The organism is Pseudomonas sp. S09G 359, from assembly GCF_002843605.1.
Classification (GTDB): Bacteria; Pseudomonadota; Gammaproteobacteria; order Pseudomonadales; family Pseudomonadaceae; genus Aquipseudomonas.
Window position 1 is genome coordinate 5237219 of record NZ_CP025263.1, and the last position, 16270, is coordinate 5253488.

Consider the following 16270-nt stretch of genomic DNA (forward strand, 5'->3'; position numbering starts at 1 on the left):
TTGGTAAAGCGGGGTACTGAGTAACTACTGGGTAAGTCCATGGAGGTATTCCACAAGCCCCGGCGGGGCTGACGGGCGCAATGATACACCGTGCGCCAACTTTTAACGTCAAAAAACTGGAAAGAACAAGCGCTTGCGAGCCAAAGCTGAGCATTGGCTGCATCTATGAACTGCGACGACGCCGCGCGAAGGGAAAACACATGACACAGAAGAAAAACACGAAATCCTACACAAACCCCAGACGGCAAAAAGCCCGCACTAGGCGGGCTTTTTGTTTGTATGGTGCACTCGACAGGATTCGAACCTGTGACCGCTCGGTTCGTAGCCGAGTACTCTATCCAGCTGAGCTACGAGTGCAGATTGTGTTTTTAGACCAGATCACAACTGGTTGGAGCCAAGTCACCTGCATTGCTGCAACTGACTCTTAAATGGTGCACTCGACAGGATTCGAACCTGTGACCGCTCGGTTCGTAGCCGAGTACTCTATCCAGCTGAGCTACGAGTGCATTTGTTGCCGCGCATTATAGGCCGTTCAATCTCTATGTAAAGCTATTTTTTCGTTTAATTTCAACAACTTAGCGAAAAAACCAGATTGCAACGTACTAAGCAAATAATGGCGGAGAACGGGGGATTCGAACCCCCGACACCCTTTTGAGGTGTACTCCCTTAGCAGGGGAGCGCCTTCGGCCACTCGGCCAGCTCTCCGCAACACGGGGCGTATATTAACCACGTTCATCCCCGTTTGCAAACATAAAAAACGATAAAAATTAAAGGCTTGGTTCTTCGTCCTTCTCTTTCTTGATCCGCAGGTAGATTTCCTCGCGGTGGACCGCTACCTCTTTCGGAGCGTTAACCCCGATACGTACTTGATTGCCTTTGACGCCGAGCACGGTCACGGTGATTTCGCCATCACCGATAATCAGGCTTTCTGCGCAACGACGAGTCAGAATCAGCATACCTTTCTCCTCACGCATTTCAGTTCAGGAACAACAGTCTGCAAAAAAAAGGCGCTCGAGCCACGACCTGACGGCCACTGCCCTAACGGCCTAAGTATTGTCGAGCGCACACAAAAGACCATGCGCCCTACAAAAAAATGAAAGGCGCGGTAAACCGCGCCTTCCTGGCATTGCTATCACTCGCCCTGTCGGGCCGGAGCGTCCAGCTCAAACGCGGTGTGCAGCGCGCGTACAGCCAGTTCCAGGTACTTCTCTTCGATCACCACCGAGACTTTGATTTCCGACGTGGAGATCATCTGGATGTTGATGCTTTCCTTGGCCAGGGCCTCGAACATGCGGCTGGCAACGCCGGCATGGGAACGCATACCCACGCCCACGATCGACACCTTGGCAATCTTGGTATCGCCGACCACTTCACGGGCGCCAATCTCGCTCGCGGTGTTCTGCAGGATACGCTCGGCTGCATCGTACTCGTTGCGGTGCACGGTGAAGGTGAAATCGGTGGTGTTATCGTGCGAAACGTTCTGCACGATCATGTCGACTTCAATGTTCGCGCCACTGATAGGGCCGAGGATCTTGAACGCTACGCCCGGGGTGTCTGGCACGCCACGGATCGTCAGCTTGGCTTCATCGCGGTTGAAAGCGATGCCGGAAATGATCGGCTGTTCCATGGATTCCTCTTCATCAATAGTAATGAGGGTGCCCGGCCCCTCTTTGAAGCTGTGCAATACGCGCAGCGGAACGTTGTACTTGCCGGCGAACTCCACCGCACGAATCTGCAACACCTTGGAACCGAGGCTGGCCATTTCCAGCATCTCTTCAAAGGTGATCTTGTCCAGGCGCTGGGCCACGGACACCACACGCGGGTCGGTGGTATACACACCGTCCACATCGGTATAGATCTGGCATTCATCAGCCTTGAGGGCCGCTGCCAACGCCACACCGGTGGTGTCCGAACCGCCACGCCCGAGGGTGGTGATGTTGCCCTGCTCGTCCACACCCTGGAACCCTGCTACAACTACCACACGCCCGGCTTTCAGGTCTGTGCGGATTTTCTGATCATCGATCTGCAGGATGCGCGCCTTGGTATGCGCACTGTCAGTCAGAATGCGCACCTGGCTGCCAGTGTAAGACACGGCCGGCACGCCACGCTTGTTCAGGGCCATGGCCAACAGGGCAATGGTCACCTGCTCGCCGGTGGACACAATCACATCCAGCTCGCGCGGCAGCGGTTGCTGGTCGCCACTGATTGCCTTGGCCAGATCGATCAGGCGATTGGTCTCACCGCTCATGGCCGACAGCACCACCACCAGGTCGTCGCCGGCATCGCGGAATTTCTTAACCTTGTCGGCCACCTGCTCGATTCTTTCGACAGAGCCGACCGAGGTGCCTCCAAATTTCTGTACGATCAAAGCCATTTCTAAGCCGCCTCAGCCCGTAAAGGGGCGCCCAATAAACCAATCTTCAAGCAACCAGGCGAGCCCATGACTAGACCATGGGCTCATCCACAGCGCCTTAAATACCCGCCTCGACAAACGGCACGGTCAGGGCCAGGGCCGCGTCCAGGGCACCAGCGTCTACACCACCGCCTTGCGCCATGTCCGGACGACCACCGCCCTTCCCGCCCACTGTCGCGGCGGCTTGCTTCATCAAATCACCGGCCTTGAGTTGGCCAGTCAGGTCCTTGGTTACACCGGCAACCAGAACGACCTTATCCTCATGGACACTGCCGAGCAGGATCACTGCGCGGCCGAGCTTGTTCTTCAACTGATCGACCAGGGCCAACAGCGCCTTGCCATCCTGACCGTCCAGGCGCGCAGCCAGGACTTTCACGTCCTTGACGTCCACCGCAGCAGCCGACAGATCGTCGCCCGCCGCACTGGCTGCCTTGGCTTGCAACTGCTCCAGCTGTTTCTCCAGCGCACGGTTGCGCTCCAGCACGGCGGACAGTTTGTCGATCAGGTTGTCGCGGCTGCCCTTGACCAGGCTGGCCGCTTCCTTGAGTTGTTCTTCAGCCGCATTCAGGTAGGCCAGGGCCGCAGCGCCAGTCACCGCTTCAATACGACGTACACCGGAAGCCACACCGCCTTCGCTGATGATTTTCAGCAGGCCGATGTCACCGGTACGGTTGGCGTGGATACCGCCGCACAGCTCCACCGAGAAGTCGCCGCCCATGCTCAGTACGCGCACGTTGTCGCCGTACTTCTCGCCGAACAGCGCCATGGCGCCCTTGGCCTTGGCGGTTTCGATGTCGGTTTCTTCAGTTTCGACCGGGGTATTCTGGCGCACCTGGGCGTTGACGATATCTTCCAGCGCCTTGATCTGCTCCGGCTTGATCGCTTCAAAGTGGCTGAAGTCGAAGCGCAGGCGCTGGCTATCGACCAACGAACCCTTCTGCTGGACGTGCTCGCCCAACACCTGGCGCAACGCGGCGTGCAGCAAGTGCGTGGCCGAGTGGTTCAGCGCGGTGGCATGGCGTACGTCGGCATCGACCTGGGTGTCGACCGGCGCGCCCACCGTCAGGTTGCCCAGCACCAGCACACCGTGATGCAGGAACGCACCGCCGGTCTTGGTGGTGTCGCGCACTTCAAAGCGGCCGGAGGTCGAGCTCAGGAAGCCACAGTCGCCTACCTGGCCACCGGACTCGGCGTAGAACGGGGTCTGGTCCAGGACCACGACCGCCTCGTCGCCTTCGTTCAACACGTCGACCGACTTGCCGTCTTTATAGAGGGCAACGATCTTGGCCGAGCCAACGGTGGCGCTGTAGCCAGTGAATTCGGTCGGTACGTCAACCTTGACGAGGGTGTTGTAGTCCAGGCCAAAGGAGCTGGCGGAACGCGCGCGCACGCGCTGGGCCTCCATCTCACGCTCGAAACCGGCCTCATCGATGGTCAGCTCACGCTCACGGGCGATGTCGGCGGTCAGGTCCATCGGGAAACCGTAGGTGTCATACAGCTTGAACACCACGTCGCCCGGCACCACGGTGCCTTTAAGCTCGGCCAGGTCCTGCTCCAGAATCTTCAGGCCGTGTTCCAGGGTCTTGGAGAATTGCTCCTCCTCGGCCTTGAGCACGCGCTCGATGTTGCCCTGCTGCTGCTTGAGTTCCGGGAAGGCTTCGCCCATCTCGGCAACCAGTGCGGCAACGATTTTGTAGAAGAAGCTGCCAGTGGCGCCCAGCTTGTTACCGTGGCGGCAAGCGCGACGGATGATGCGACGCAGCACATAGCCACGGCCTTCGTTGGACGGCAGTACACCGTCGGCAATCAGGAAGCCGCAGGAACGGATGTGGTCCGACACCACTTTGAGCGAAGACTGGTTTTCATTGGCGCAGCCAATGGCCGCCGCCGACGCGCTCAGCAGGTTGGTGAACAGGTCGATTTCATAGTTGGAGTGCACGTGCTGCATGACCGCACTGATCCGCTCCAGGCCCATGCCGGTATCCACCGACGGCGCCGGCAGCGGATGCAACACGCCGTCGGCGGTGCGGTTGAACTGCATGAACACGTTGTTCCAGATCTCGATGTAACGGTCGCCATCCTCTTCCGGCGAGCCCGGTGGGCCGCCCCAGATGTCGGCGCCGTGGTCGTAGAAGATCTCGGTGCAAGGGCCGCACGGGCCGGTATCGCCCATGGTCCAGAAGTTGTCGGACGCGTACGGCGCGCCTTTGTTGTCGCCGATGCGGATCATGCGCTCAGCGGGCACGCCGATTTCCTGGGTCCAGATGTCATACGCTTCGTCGTCCGTCGCGTAGACGGTGACCCAGAGTTTTTCCTTCGGCAGCTTCAGCACGCCGGTCAGGAAGGTCCAGGCGAAGGTAATCGCGTCTTTCTTGAAATAGTCACCGAAGCTGAAGTTACCCAGCATTTCGAAGAAGGTGTGGTGGCGTGCGGTGTAACCGACGTTTTCCAGGTCGCTGTTCTTACCGCCGGCGCGTACGCACTTCTGGCTGCTGGTGGCGCGGGTGTACGCGCGCTTTTCCTGGCCCAGGAAGCAGTCCTTGAACTGGTTCATCCCCGCGTTAGTGAACAGCAGGGTGGGGTCATTGCCTGGGATCAAGGAGCTGGAGGCGACACGGGTGTGTCCTTGCTCCTCGAAGAAGCGAAGGAAGGCTTCACGGATTTCTGCGCTTTTCATTAGGTTCTTCCACGGAGGCTGCGGCCAAAGGCCAGTGCGCAACATCATCAGACGGAGCGACGGCAAAGGGCCGCATTATATCGGCCCTTTGCCGGTGGTACAGCGTGTTTATGCGATAGAGCGGTTCAATTAGACGGTCTGCACGATCATTTGCGTGAAAATTCGACGAATGCCTGCAGCACCTGCTCGATCTGCGCGCGGCTCACATCCAAATGAGTGACCATGCGCAAGCGCGGCGCGGCGCTCAACTTGATCCCGCGCTCGGCGGCAAAGGCCTTCAAGGCCGGGGCCTGGTCGCCGATCTGCACGTAGACCATGTTGGTCTGCACCGGCTCCACGCTGTAGCCGACCTTGCGCAATTCATCGCCCAGCCATTGGGCGTTGGCGTGGTCGTCGGCCAGGCGCTGCACCTGGTGATCCAGCGCATACAGCCCCGCCGCCGCCAACGAACCGGCCTGGCGCATGCCGCCACCGACCATCTTGCGCAAACGCCGCGCCTTGGCGATCAACGCCGTGGAACCGCACAGCACCGAGCCGATCGGCGCGCCGAGGCCCTTGGACAGGCACACCGACACCGAATCGAAATGCTGTGCAATCTCCCGCGCATCCACCCCCAGCTTGACCGCTGCGTTGTAGAGCCGCGCGCCATCCAAGTGCAGGGCCAGGCCATGTTCACGGGTAAATGCGCGCGCCTTGGCCAGGTACTCCAACGGCAGCACCTTGCCCTGCATGGTGTTTTCCAACGCCAGCAAGCGGGTGCGGGCGAAGTGGAAGTCATCCGGCTTGATCGCTTCCAGCACCTGGGCCAGGTCGAGAGAGCCGTCGGCCTGCACTTCCAGCGGCTGCGGCTGGATCGAGCCGAGTACCGCCGCGCCGCCGCCTTCGTATTTGTAGGTGTGGGCCTGCTGGCCGACGATGTATTCCTCGCCCCGCTCACAATGGGCCATCAACGCCAGCAGGTTGCTCATGGTGCCGGTGGGCACGAACAACGCGGCGGCGAACCCCAGGCGCTTGGCCAGCTCGGCCTCCAGGTGGTTGACGCTGGGGTCTTCGCCATACACGTCATCGCCGCTGACGGCGGTGGCCATGGCGTCGAGCATGCCTGGGGTGGGCTGGGTCACGGTGTCGCTGCGCAGGTCAATCACGGTCATCAAACAGGCCTCTGACGGGTGGGGACGTATTGTTCTAGTAACGATTACTGCGGGCAACGCCACGGAATATCAAGCCCCAGCTGCATTCAATCGAATACCAACCAAACTAACCGATATAGGTTATCGATACGGCGATCGTGCAGTTTTTGAAAAACCATGTTAAAAACTCTCCGCCGCCAGGGTTCTGGCGGCAACGTTCTCAGGGCGGGGTGTAATTCCCCACCGGCGGTAATTACACGCAATGTGTATAGCCCGCGAGCGCTTGGCGCCTCGAACTGCTCACGCAGGACGGCGGCAAGGTCAGCAGACCCGGTGTGATCCCGGGGCCGACGGTCATAGTCCGGATGAAGAGAGAACGGGATTGGCACCTAAGGGCCGCACACCCATTGTGTTTGCGTACCCTTAAATCCCATTCGATTCATAACGCCCTGTTTTTTTCTTAAACAGGAGTCAGAACATGCAACCCACCGCAATCGACAGCAAAAGCAAAAACCATCACGGCGAGCGCGTCGCGTTTATCCAGGCCTGCTGGCACAAGGATATTGTCGACCAATCGCGCAAAGGCTTCCTCGCCGAAATGATCGCCCAGGGCTACCAGGAATCGGACATCGATTTCTTTGAAGTCGGCGGCGCCTTTGAAATGCCCCTGCACGCCAAGCTGCTGGCCAAGACCGGCCGCTACGCCGGTATCGTTGCCGCTGCGCTGGTGGTGGACGGCGGCATCTACCGCCACGAATTCGTCGCCCAGTCGGTGGTCAGCGGCCTGATGCAAGTGCAGCTGGAAACTGAAGTGCCAGTGTTCTCGGTGTCCCTGACCCCGCACCACTTCCACGCCGGCAGCGAGCACCACGCGTTCTTCCACGATCACTTCGTGCACAAGGGCCAGGAAGCTGCGAAGACCTGCGCCGACACCCTGCACAAGGTCCGCGCGATCCGTCGCAGCGAGCCGCGTGCTGTAGCGGTCTAAGCAACACTGCAAAACCAATGTGGGAGGGGGCTTGCTCCCGATGGCGGTGCATCAGCTACAGGTGAGCTGGCTGACACACTGCTATCGGGGGCAAGCCCCCTCCCACATTTGGCCGAGTGAATCTCGGGATCTAGAGTCGGGCACACTCAATATCCCTGCTCGTGCTGTAGCGGCCTAAGCAACACCGCAAAACCAATGTGGGAGGGGGCTTGCCCCCGATGGCGGTGCATCAGCTACAGGTGAGCTGGCTGACACACTGCTATCGGGGGCAAGCCCCCTCCCACATTTGGATCCGGTTAAGCCTTGAGATCTAGGCCAACCCGGCATCCATAGTCGGCACACTCAATATCCCTGCTCGTGCTGTAGCGGCCTAAGCAACACTGCAAAATATATGTGGGAGGGGGCTTGCCCCCGATGGCGGTGCATCAGCTACAGGTGAGCTGGCTGACACACTGCTATCGGGGGCAAGCCCCCTCCCACATTTGGATCCGGTTAAGCCTTGAGATCTAGGCCAACCCGGCATCCATAGTCGGCACACTCAATATCCTTGCTCGTGCTGTAGCGGCCTAAGCAACACTGCAAAACCATTGTGGGAGGGGGCTTGCTCCCGATGGCGGTGCATCAGCTAAATATAAGCTGGCTGACACACTGCTATCGGGGGCAAGCCCCCTCCCACATTTGGCCGAGTGAATTTCGGGATCTAGGCCAACCCGGCGGCACACTCAATATCCCTGCTCGCGCTGTAGCGGCCCAAGCAACACTGCAAAACCAATGTGGGAGGGGGCTTGCTCCCGATGGCGGTGTATCAGCTACAGGTGAGCTGGCTGACACACTGCTATCAGGGGCAAGCCCCCTCCCACATTTGGATCCGGTTAAGCCTTGAGATCTAGACCAACCCGGCATCCATAGTCGGCATACTCAATATCCCTGCTCATGCTGTAGCGGCCTAAGCAACACTGCAAAACCAATGTGGGAGGGGGCTTGCCCCCGATGGCGGTGCATCAGCTAAATATAAGCTGGCTGACACACTGCTATCGGGGGCAAGCCCCCTCCCACATTTGACCGAGTGAATCTAGGGATCTAGGCCAACCCGGCATCCGTGGTCGGCACAATCAATATCCCTGCCCGCAAGCCATTCTTGACCTTCGGGTTGGGGAAGATGATGCGCGCGCCCTCCTCCTCGATCACCCAGCGGGTCATGGCCACGTCTTCGGCCAACAGATAGCCCGGCGCCAACGGCGAAAAGTTTTCCACGTCCGCCGGCAGGTGCATCAGGAAGGCATCGCTGTGCTTGATGACTTCCCGGGACACGGCAAACAGTTGCAGGCCGTCCAGGCTCTCGGTCACCGGCTCGTTGCCCTCGATGATCTGCTTGAGGCGGGTTTCCAGGCGGGACACGTCCACGCCCTGGTTCTGCCCGAACGGCCGCGCCTTGCCCAGTTCCAAGGTGAAGGCTTCGGCGTGCAGCTGCTCGTAGGTAAACGCGGTGAAGGTGATCGAGGTTTTGTTCTGCAGCAGCACCGCCTGCATGCCGGCGGCGTTCAGGCGCGCCAGCTCGTGGCGTGAGTGCTGGCGCCCTTCCTTCCACGGATAGAGGGCAAACTGCTCGATCTTCGAGCCGCGAATGGCGGTGTGCAGGTCGTAATGCAGGCGCGAACGGCCCGGCAGGCTGAAGAAGCTGCGTGCCAGTTGCTCAAGCTCGGCGGCGCGCATGGCTTCGGGGCCGATGTTTTGTTCATGCCGGCCATTGAACAGCCGGTTGACGTCCAGCTCGAGGTAACGCTCGCCGCGGCGCATGGCCTCGGGGTTCCCGAACAGGAACAGAATACGGGTGCGGGGCTTGATCTCCCCACGGGCGATGCCATGCAACAGGCGGTCGAGCAGTTCGATCGGCGCGGTTTCGTTGCCATGGATGCCGGACGACAGCAGCAGGTCGGCGCCGCTGTCCAAGGCCTGCGGCGGGCGCACTTCAAGCGCGCCCTCGCTGAGCCAGCGCATCTGCACGCCGTCGACAGTCAGTTGAATTTTTTGCGCCGGTTCACGACCGGCGAGGGTCAGTTCAAGCAGTTTGCCAAGGGCGAGCATAAGCAGCTTCCTTAGTGGTTGCAGCCAGGACCGTGGACGTGATCGTCGTCATCACCTTCAACGTCGGCCGGTTCCATTTCCAGTTGCAGGCTCATCAGGTTGGTGGCCAATGGGCGCATCAGCAAGTTGGCGTACTCGGCGTCGCCTTCTTCCACGTCCACGCCGATCAGCAGTTGGCCACGGCCGTCGTGCTGGATCCAGATTTCCTTGCCCTGCCAGACCACGGCGACGCGGGTGCAGGAAGTTTCCAGCTGGGTGCCGTCGGTGTCTTCAAGAATCAGTTTCAGGGTGTCGGTGGTCATAAAGAGTTCTCGGCCATAGGGCGTAAAAGAGGGTGCGTTAATTGATCTGGAAAGGGTAAACCGAGCCCAGTTTAAGGATTTGCGTCAATTCATCCAATGCCGTCCGGCACTCCAGCAACAATTGCGGGTCAGCCAGGTCGGTTTCGCGCAGGCTGTCGCGGTAGTGCTTGTGGACCCATTGGGTCAGGGTGTCGTACAACGGCGCAGTCATGATAACGCCTGGGTTTACCGCAGCCAGCTCGGTTTCGTTCAAGGCCACACGCAAGCGCAGGCAGGCTGGGCCGCCGCCGTTCTGCATGCTTTGCTTGAGGTCGAAGACTTTGACTTCGCGGATCAGCCCACCGGCTGCGGTGAGGTTTTGCAGGTAGTGCCATACGCGTTCATTGGCACGGCACTCTTCTGGCACGATCAGCAGCATCGAGCCGTCAGGGCGTGTCAGCAACTGGCTGTTGAACAGGTAGGACCGTACCGCGTCCTCGACACTGACCTGGGCGCGGGGCACGCACACCGACTGGAAGTTACCACCCAGCTTGCCCAGCTTGGCCTGCAGTTCGCCGAGCATCTGCTCGGTATTGAGGAACGCGTCCTCGTGGTAGAACAGCACCTCGCCGTTGCCCACCGCGATCACGTCATTGTGGAATACGCCGGCGTCGATCACCGCCGGGTTCTGCTGAGCGTAGACCACACCGCCCTCCTTCAAACCGTGCAGGCGTGCGACGGCCTGGGACGCTTCAAGGGTCTGGCGCGCCGGGTATTTCTGCGGGGCCGGGTAACGGGGGTCGAACGCACTGCGGCCGAACACGAAAAACTCCACGCCCGCCTCACCGTATTCGCGGCAGAAACGCGTGTGGTTGGCCGCGCCTTCGTCGCCGAACTGCGCCACCGCCGGCAACGCGGCGTGGTGGGCGAAGTGTTTACCGTCGGCGAACATCGCCCCCAGCACGCGGCTGGTGGTCGGGTGTTCGATGCTGCGGTGGTATTTGCAATTGAGGTTGGCGGCGGTGAAATGCACGCGACCATCCGCGGTATCGGCACTCGGGCTGACGGTGGCGGCGTTGGCCACCCACATGCTTGATGCCGAGCAGCTGGCGACCAGCAACGGCATGGCCTGTTTGGCCGCCTGTTCAATCACCTGGGCGTCGCTGCCGCTGAAACCGAGGCTGCGCAAGGCGGCCACGTCCGGGCGTTCCTGTGGAGCCAGCACGCCTTGCACAAAACCCATGTCCATCAGGGCTTTCATTTTCTGCAGACCCTGCAACGCCGCTTCCTTGGGGTTGGAATGCTGCTGGCTGTTGCTCTGGGATGCGACGTTGCCGAAGGACAAACCGCCGTAGTTATGGGTCGGCCCCACTAGACCGTCAAAATTGACTTCATAGGATTTCATCGGCGAGGCTCCACGAACATCTGTTTTTATAGGCATCAAAAGTCTGCAACACACCACAAATCCAATGTGGGAGGAGGCTTGCATCGGGGGCAAGCCCCCTCCCACATTAGATCACTGTCACCTTCACTTCAGCGTAATACCGGGCGTCAGTGTGGCCGGAACCACCAGGCTCGGGGTTTCCAGCGAGGCCACCGGGTACGCACAATAATCCGCCGCGTAATAGGCACTGGCGCGATGGTTGCCCGAGGCCCCTACCCCACCGAATGGTGCGGTGCTCGCAGCGCCGGTCAGTTGTTTGTTCCAGTTGACGATCCCGGCGCGACTTTCCAGCCAGAACTGCTGGTAACGCGCTTCGGAGTCCGACAACAAGCCGGCAGCCAGGCCGTATTGGGTGTTGTTGGCCTCGGCAATCGCGCCGGCAAAATCAGCGTAGCGGATCACTTGCAGCAGCGGGCCGAACAGTTCTTCGTCTTCGCGCTCGGTCACGCCGGTCACGTCAATAATGCCCGGGGTCAGCAAGGCGGCCTGATCCTGGGGTTGAGTCATTTCCAGCAGCGCCACTGCGCCATTGGCCAGCATCAGTTCCTGGGCGTCCATCAAGGCTTTGGCGGCCGCCAGGGAAATCACCGAGCCCATGAACGGCGCCGGCTGTTGGTCGAATGCGCCCACTTCAATCGTCGAACTCACTGCCACCAGGCGCGCGAGCAACGCATCGCCCCAGGCGCCTTCCGGCACCAGCAGGCGGCGGGCACAGGTGCAACGCTGGCCGGCCGAAATAAACGCCGATTGGATAATGGTGTAGACCGCCGCATCCACGTCGGCCACTTCGTCCACCACCAGCGGGTTGTTGCCGCCCATTTCCAGGGCCAGGATCTTGTCCGGGCGCCCCGAGAATTGCTGGTGCAAGTGATTGCCGGTGCGGCTGGAGCCGGTAAAGAACAAGCCGTCGATACCCGGGTTGGACGCCAGCGCGATACCGGTTTCCCGCGCGCCTTGCAGCAGGTTCAACACGCCCGCCGGCAAACCGGCTTCGACCCAGCATTGCACGGTCAGCTCGGCGACTTTGGGGGTCAGCTCGCTCGGCTTGAACAGCACGGTATTACCGGCCAACAACGCGGGCACGATATGCCCGTTGGGCAAGTGCCCCGGGAAGTTGTAAGGGCCGAACACCGCCACCACACCGTGGGGCTTGTGGCGCAATACCGCGGTGGCGTCGCCCAGCGGGCCGCTCTTCTCGCCGGTGCGCTCGCGGTAGCTTTGTACCGAAATGGCGATCTTGTTGGCCATGCTGGTGACTTCAGTAGCCGATTCCCACAGCGGTTTGCCGGTTTCCTCACCAATGCAGCGGGCGATTTCGTCGGCGCGGGCTTTGAGGGTGGCCGCAAAGGTTTCCAGCACGCCGATGCGCTCTTCCAGCGGGCGCCTGGCCCAGGCCGGGAACGCCTGACGTGCAGCCTGCACGGCAGACTCGACCTGCTCGGCGGTGGCGCCATTACCGGCCCACAGCACCTGCTGGGTCACCGGGTTGCGCGATTCAAACAGTTCACCCTGGCCTGCCAGCCAGCTACCTGCGATATACAGCGAATTCATTACTTCGACTCCCGAGCAGCAGACAACGGTACGGCGCGCACTTGATCACCCACCACCAGTTGCAGGCGCTTGGCGGTCTGTGGATCGACCACCAGGGTGCCTGCCGCCAGACGGGCCGGGGCGGCAGTGATGCGGCATTCTTCGCGCTTGCGGTTATGGATCAGGAACGGCGTAGCATCGTCCCCCGGTGTGCCGATGGCCAACACCAGCGACTGGCTGTCGCGCACCGCACGGATTTTGCTGGTTTCACACTCCACCGCCGGGCCTGCGTCAAAAATATCGACGTAGCCCTGGTAGCTGAAGCCTTCGCTCTTGAGCATGCTCAGCGCGGGCTCGGTGTCGGGGTGAACCTTGCCGATGACGTTGCGCGCGTCCTCAGACAGAAAGCAGCTGTACAACGGAAATTTCGGCATCAGCTCCGCGATAAACGCCTTGTTGCCCACACCGGTGAGGTAGTCGGCCTGGCTGAATTCCATCTTGAAGAAGTGCCGGCCCAGGCTTTCCCAGAACGGCGAGCGCCCGGCCTCGTTGGACACACCGCGCATCTCGGCAATGATCTTGTTGCCGAACAACTGCGGGAACTCGGCGATAAACAGCATGCGCGCCTTGGCCAGCATGCGGCCGTTGAGGCCGGTGCGGTAATCGGCGTGCAAAAACAACGAGCACAGCTCGGAATTGCCGGTGAGGTCGTTGGCCAAGAACAGCGTCGGAATCTCGCGGTAGATATTCAGCTCCTGGGAGGCGCTGACCGTCAGCCCCACCCGGAAGTTGTACCAGGGCTCGCGCAGGCCAACGGCGCCGGCGATGGCGGAAATGCCCACCACGCGGCCTTCGTCGTTTTCGAGCACGAACAGGTAGTCGGCATCCCCGCGCCCGGCGTCGCCGCGGAAAGTTTTTTCGGCCCAGCCAACCCGGTGGGTCAGGCGCTCTTCGTTGGCCGGCAAGGTGGTGAGGCCGGTGCCGGTGCTGCGCGCCAGATCAATCAGGGCCGGTAAATCGCTGCTGCGTACGGGACGAACGATCATGCTATCTCCTCAGACGGGCCGCCTTGCAGCCACCCGCGAAACTCTCTTTTAAGCGCAGTATTCAAACCGCTACCAGACGCACGCTCGCGCCTTCGCCAACGCCCAGGGCCTCGGCGGCTGCCAGGTCGAGGGTCACCGGTTTACCCGGCGCGTAGTCCAGTTCCAGCATCACCGCGCGGTAATCCTGCAACTGGCCATTGCTGACCAGGTACTGGCGCCCTACCCCCTTGAGCATCTCGCCGATCTTCACCGGCACTACGCGGCTCTGGGCAATCGAGCGAATACCCGACACCCGCGCGTGCAGCGTCGGGCCGCCGTCGAAGATGTCGATGTAGTGGTCGGTCTCGAAGCCTTCGCGCATCAGGATGTCGAAGGTGATCTGCGCACGCGGGTGCACTTGGCCCATGGCTTCCTGGGCTTCATCCGGCAGCAACGGCACGTAGATCGGGTAATGCGGCATCAGCTCGGCGAGGAAGGTGCGGCTTTTCAGCCCGCACAAGCGCTCGGCGGCGGCGTAATTGAGGTCGAAGAAATTGCGCCCGATGGCGTCCCAGAACGGCGAATCACCGTTCTCGTCGCTGTAGCCGACGATCTCGGTCACCACCGAGTCGGCAAAGCGCTCGGGGTGGCCGGCGACAAACAGCAGGCGGCCACGGGAATTGAGTTCCGACCACGGCGAACCGACCAGCGCAGGCTTCACGTAGAAACTGGTGAGCAGGCTGTTGCCGGTGAGGTCGTGGCACTGGGAAAGCACGTGGATCTTGTTGTGGATCTTCAGCTCGCGGGAAGCGTGCACGAAGGTTTCGTTACGGAAGCTGTAGAACGGCTCCGAGTAACCCGCCGAGGCGACGATGGCCGAGCAGCCGGCAAGCTCGCCGGTCTCGGTGTCTTCGAGCACGAAGAAATAGCTTTCTTCACCGTTGAAACTGACCTCGGCCGCGAAGGACGCTTCGCTGGCGGCGATCTTGTCGCTCAGGCGTTCGACATCATCCGGCAAGGAGGTGACACCAATCGGGCTGTCCGCAGCCAGACGCTGTACCTCGCCCAGATCAGCCATTTGCGCGGGGCGCATCACCAGCATGGTGTCACTCCTTAACTCGAAAAACTCACAGGAAAAAATACCGGACACGAGCTTAAAACCAGTGCGGTCAAATGTGGGAGCGGGCTTGCTCGCGAATACGGTGTGTCAGTTTATAAATCTGGTGACTGATACACCGCTTTCGCGAGCAAGCCCGCTCCCACATTTGAACTTCACAGCTCCAACCAAAGGGTCCGGCATACAAAATTTGTGCTCGGCGCCCGATCATTCGGGCGCCGAACGGTCTATCAGGCTTGCGTCAGCGTCTTCACAGCACGCTCAAAACGGTCCAGGCCTTCGTTGATGTCCGCCTCTTCCACCACCAGGCTCGGGGCAAAACGCACCACGTCCGGGCCGGCTTGCAGGATCATCAAATTCTCTTTTTCGGCCGCGTTGAACACGTCCTTGGCCTTGCCTTTGAAGGCATCGCTCAGTACGCAACCAATCAGCAGGCCCATGCCGCGCACTTCGGTGAAGATGCCGTACTTCTCGCCGATCTGCTCCAGGCGCGCCTTGAACAGGTCGTGCTTGGCATTCACGCCAGCCAGCACTTCTGGGGTGTTGATCACGTCGATCACCGCTTCGGCCACCGCGCACGCCAGCGGGTTGCCGCCGTAGGTGGTGCCGTGGGTGCCGACCACCAGGTGCTTGGCGAGCGCTTCAGTGGTGAGCATCGCCGCGATGGGGAAACCGCCGCCCAGGCTCTTGGCGCTGGTGAGGATGTCCGGCACCACGCCGTAATGCTGGTAGGCGAACAGGTGGCCGCTGCGGCCCATGCCGGTCTGCACTTCGTCGAATACCAGCAACGCGTTGTTGGCGTCGCACAGTTCGCGGGCACCTTGCAGGTAGGCCAGTTCAGCCGGCAGTACGCCGCCTTCGCCCTGGATCGGCTCGAGCACCACGGCACAGGTCTTGTCCGACACGGCGGCTTTCAGCGCATCCAGGTCGTTATAAGGGACGTGGGTGATGCCAGTGATTTTAGGCCCGAAACCATCGGAGTACTTCGACTGGCCACCGACGTTCACCGTGAACAGGGTGCGGCCGTGGAAGCTGTTGAGGGCGGCGATGATCTCGTACTTCTCAGTACCAAAACGGTCGAACGCGACGCGACGGGCCAGCTTGAACGCGGCCTCGTTGGCTTCGGCGCCGGAGTTGCAGAAGAACACACGCTCGGCAAAGGTGGCGTCGATCAGCTTATGGGCCAGGCGCAGGGCCGGCTCATTGGTGAAGACGTTGGACACATGCCACAGCTTGTTGGCCTGTTCGGTCAGTGCGCCGACCAGCGAGGGGTGGGCGTGGCCCAACACGTTGACCGCGATGCCGCCGGCAAAGTCGATCAGCTCACGACCCGCCTGGTCCCAAACGCGCGAACCTTCGCCACGCACAGGAATAAAGGCGGCAGGTGCATAGTTGGGCACCATCACCTGGTCGAAATCGGCACGTTGCACCGGGGCTTGCTCAACGGACATCGGAGTCTCCTGAAGAGGAACGCCTGCCTGGAACTGGCGGGCGATGCAGGGATTGTAAGGACAGTTTTCAGTGCGGCCTTGCCGCCAAGCGACAACTTCTTATAGCGCCAACCCGTGATTTTCGCGGGT

At 60.8% G+C, this 16270-nt stretch carries 12 protein-coding genes, 3 tRNA genes and 1 riboswitch; of the genes, 1 reads left to right on the forward strand and 14 read right to left on the reverse strand.

Annotation, left to right across the window (positions count from 1 at the left end; genetic code table 11):
• Positions 1-280 precede the first annotated feature (280 nt).
• The 7 genes from CXQ82_RS23935 to ltaE all read right to left on the reverse strand — a co-directional run bounded on the left by CXQ82_RS23935 (position 281) and on the right by ltaE (position 6241).
• Positions 281-357, reverse strand: a tRNA-Arg gene (locus CXQ82_RS23935).
• Between the two features lie 72 nt (positions 358-429).
• Positions 430-506: transfer RNA gene (locus CXQ82_RS23940), tRNA-Arg, on the reverse strand.
• 108 nt (positions 507-614) lie between these two features.
• Positions 615-705, reverse strand: a tRNA-Ser gene (locus CXQ82_RS23945).
• Positions 706-767: 62 nt separating this feature from the next.
• Positions 768-956 (reverse strand): carbon storage regulator CsrA, encoded by a 189-nt coding sequence (gene csrA, locus CXQ82_RS23950; RefSeq protein ID WP_003175645.1) that lies wholly within the window; start codon positions 954-956, stop codon positions 768-770.
• A 176-nt stretch (positions 957-1132) separates the two neighbouring features.
• The gene (locus CXQ82_RS23955) at positions 1133-2374 is read right to left on the reverse strand and encodes an aspartate kinase (protein ID WP_056861669.1); all 1242 of its coding nucleotides are present in this window, start codon (positions 2372-2374) and stop codon (positions 1133-1135) included.
• 97 nt (positions 2375-2471) lie between these two features.
• Positions 2472-5090, reverse strand: a complete 2619-nt coding sequence (gene alaS, locus CXQ82_RS23960; RefSeq protein ID WP_101272593.1) for an alanine--tRNA ligase — start codon at positions 5088-5090, stop codon at positions 2472-2474.
• A gap of 146 nt (positions 5091-5236) precedes the next feature.
• Positions 5237-6241: a low-specificity L-threonine aldolase gene (gene ltaE / locus CXQ82_RS23965; RefSeq protein WP_101272594.1), complete on the reverse strand. Its 1005-nt coding sequence runs from the start codon at positions 6239-6241 to the stop codon at positions 5237-5239.
• Positions 6242-6432: 191 nt separating this feature from the next.
• Positions 6433-6602, forward strand: a riboswitch (FMN riboswitch).
• 96 nt (positions 6603-6698) lie between these two features.
• Between ltaE and CXQ82_RS23970 the strand changes: the two genes are divergently transcribed.
• Positions 6699-7208, forward strand: coding sequence for a 6,7-dimethyl-8-ribityllumazine synthase (locus tag CXQ82_RS23970; RefSeq protein WP_101272595.1), 510 nt, complete (start codon positions 6699-6701; stop codon positions 7206-7208).
• Between the two features lie 1080 nt (positions 7209-8288).
• Here the strand turns inward: CXQ82_RS23970 and astE are convergent.
• The 7 genes from astE to CXQ82_RS24010 form a co-directional block, all read right to left on the reverse strand.
• Entirely contained in the window at positions 8289-9293 is a 1005-nt protein-coding gene (gene astE, locus CXQ82_RS23980; protein ID WP_101272597.1) for a succinylglutamate desuccinylase, read from the reverse strand.
• 11 nt (positions 9294-9304) lie between these two features.
• The gene (locus tag CXQ82_RS23985; RefSeq protein WP_003214319.1) at positions 9305-9595 is read right to left on the reverse strand and encodes a hypothetical protein; all 291 of its coding nucleotides are present in this window, start codon (positions 9593-9595) and stop codon (positions 9305-9307) included.
• A gap of 37 nt (positions 9596-9632) precedes the next feature.
• Positions 9633-10979, reverse strand: a complete 1347-nt coding sequence (gene astB, locus CXQ82_RS23990) for an N-succinylarginine dihydrolase (protein WP_101272598.1) — start codon at positions 10977-10979, stop codon at positions 9633-9635.
• Positions 10980-11102: 123 nt separating this feature from the next.
• Complete coding sequence (astD, locus tag CXQ82_RS23995; RefSeq protein ID WP_101272599.1) at positions 11103-12569, reverse strand: succinylglutamate-semialdehyde dehydrogenase; 1467 nt, start codon at positions 12567-12569, stop codon at positions 11103-11105.
• Positions 12569-13594, reverse strand: coding sequence for an arginine N-succinyltransferase (gene astA, locus CXQ82_RS24000; RefSeq protein ID WP_101272600.1), 1026 nt, complete (start codon positions 13592-13594; stop codon positions 12569-12571). Before astA ends, astD begins: the two co-directional genes overlap by 1 nt.
• 61 nt (positions 13595-13655) lie before the next feature.
• Positions 13656-14675 carry an arginine/ornithine succinyltransferase subunit alpha gene (gene aruF, locus CXQ82_RS24005; RefSeq protein ID WP_101272601.1) on the reverse strand — a complete coding sequence of 340 codons (1020 nt, stop codon included), beginning with the start codon at positions 14673-14675 and terminating at the stop codon, positions 13656-13658.
• 245 nt (positions 14676-14920) lie between these two features.
• Positions 14921-16141, reverse strand: a complete 1221-nt coding sequence (locus CXQ82_RS24010) for an aspartate aminotransferase family protein (protein ID WP_101272602.1) — start codon at positions 16139-16141, stop codon at positions 14921-14923.
• Between the last annotated feature and the right edge of the window lie 129 nt (positions 16142-16270).

What these genes read in the sequence shown, in the direction of transcription:
- astA (WP_101272600.1), bottom strand. Translation starts at nt 13,594, where the DNA reads ATGATCGTTCGTCCCGTACGCAGCAGCGATTTACCGGCCCTGATTGAT.
- CXQ82_RS24010 (WP_101272602.1), bottom strand. Translation starts at nt 16,141, where the DNA reads ATGTCCGTTGAGCAAGCCCCGGTGCAACGTGCCGATTTCGACCAGGTG.
- aruF (WP_101272601.1), bottom strand. Translation starts at nt 14,675, where the DNA reads ATGCTGGTGATGCGCCCCGCGCAAATGGCTGATCTGGGCGAGGTACAG.
- CXQ82_RS23955 (WP_056861669.1), bottom strand. Translation starts at nt 2,374, where the DNA reads ATGGCTTTGATCGTACAGAAATTTGGAGGCACCTCGGTCGGCTCTGTC.
- astB (WP_101272598.1), bottom strand. Translation starts at nt 10,979, where the DNA reads ATGAAATCCTATGAAGTCAATTTTGACGGTCTAGTGGGGCCGACCCAT.
- astE (WP_101272597.1), bottom strand. Translation starts at nt 9,293, where the DNA reads ATGCTCGCCCTTGGCAAACTGCTTGAACTGACCCTCGCCGGTCGTGAA.
- CXQ82_RS23970 (WP_101272595.1), top strand. Translation starts at nt 6,699, where the DNA reads ATGCAACCCACCGCAATCGACAGCAAAAGCAAAAACCATCACGGCGAG.
- ltaE (WP_101272594.1), bottom strand. Translation starts at nt 6,241, where the DNA reads ATGACCGTGATTGACCTGCGCAGCGACACCGTGACCCAGCCCACCCCA.
- astD (WP_101272599.1), bottom strand. Translation starts at nt 12,569, where the DNA reads ATGAATTCGCTGTATATCGCAGGTAGCTGGCTGGCAGGCCAGGGTGAA.
- CXQ82_RS23985 (WP_003214319.1), bottom strand. Translation starts at nt 9,595, where the DNA reads ATGACCACCGACACCCTGAAACTGATTCTTGAAGACACCGACGGCACC.
- alaS (WP_101272593.1), bottom strand. Translation starts at nt 5,090, where the DNA reads ATGAAAAGCGCAGAAATCCGTGAAGCCTTCCTTCGCTTCTTCGAGGAG.
- csrA (WP_003175645.1), bottom strand. Translation starts at nt 956, where the DNA reads ATGCTGATTCTGACTCGTCGTTGCGCAGAAAGCCTGATTATCGGTGAT.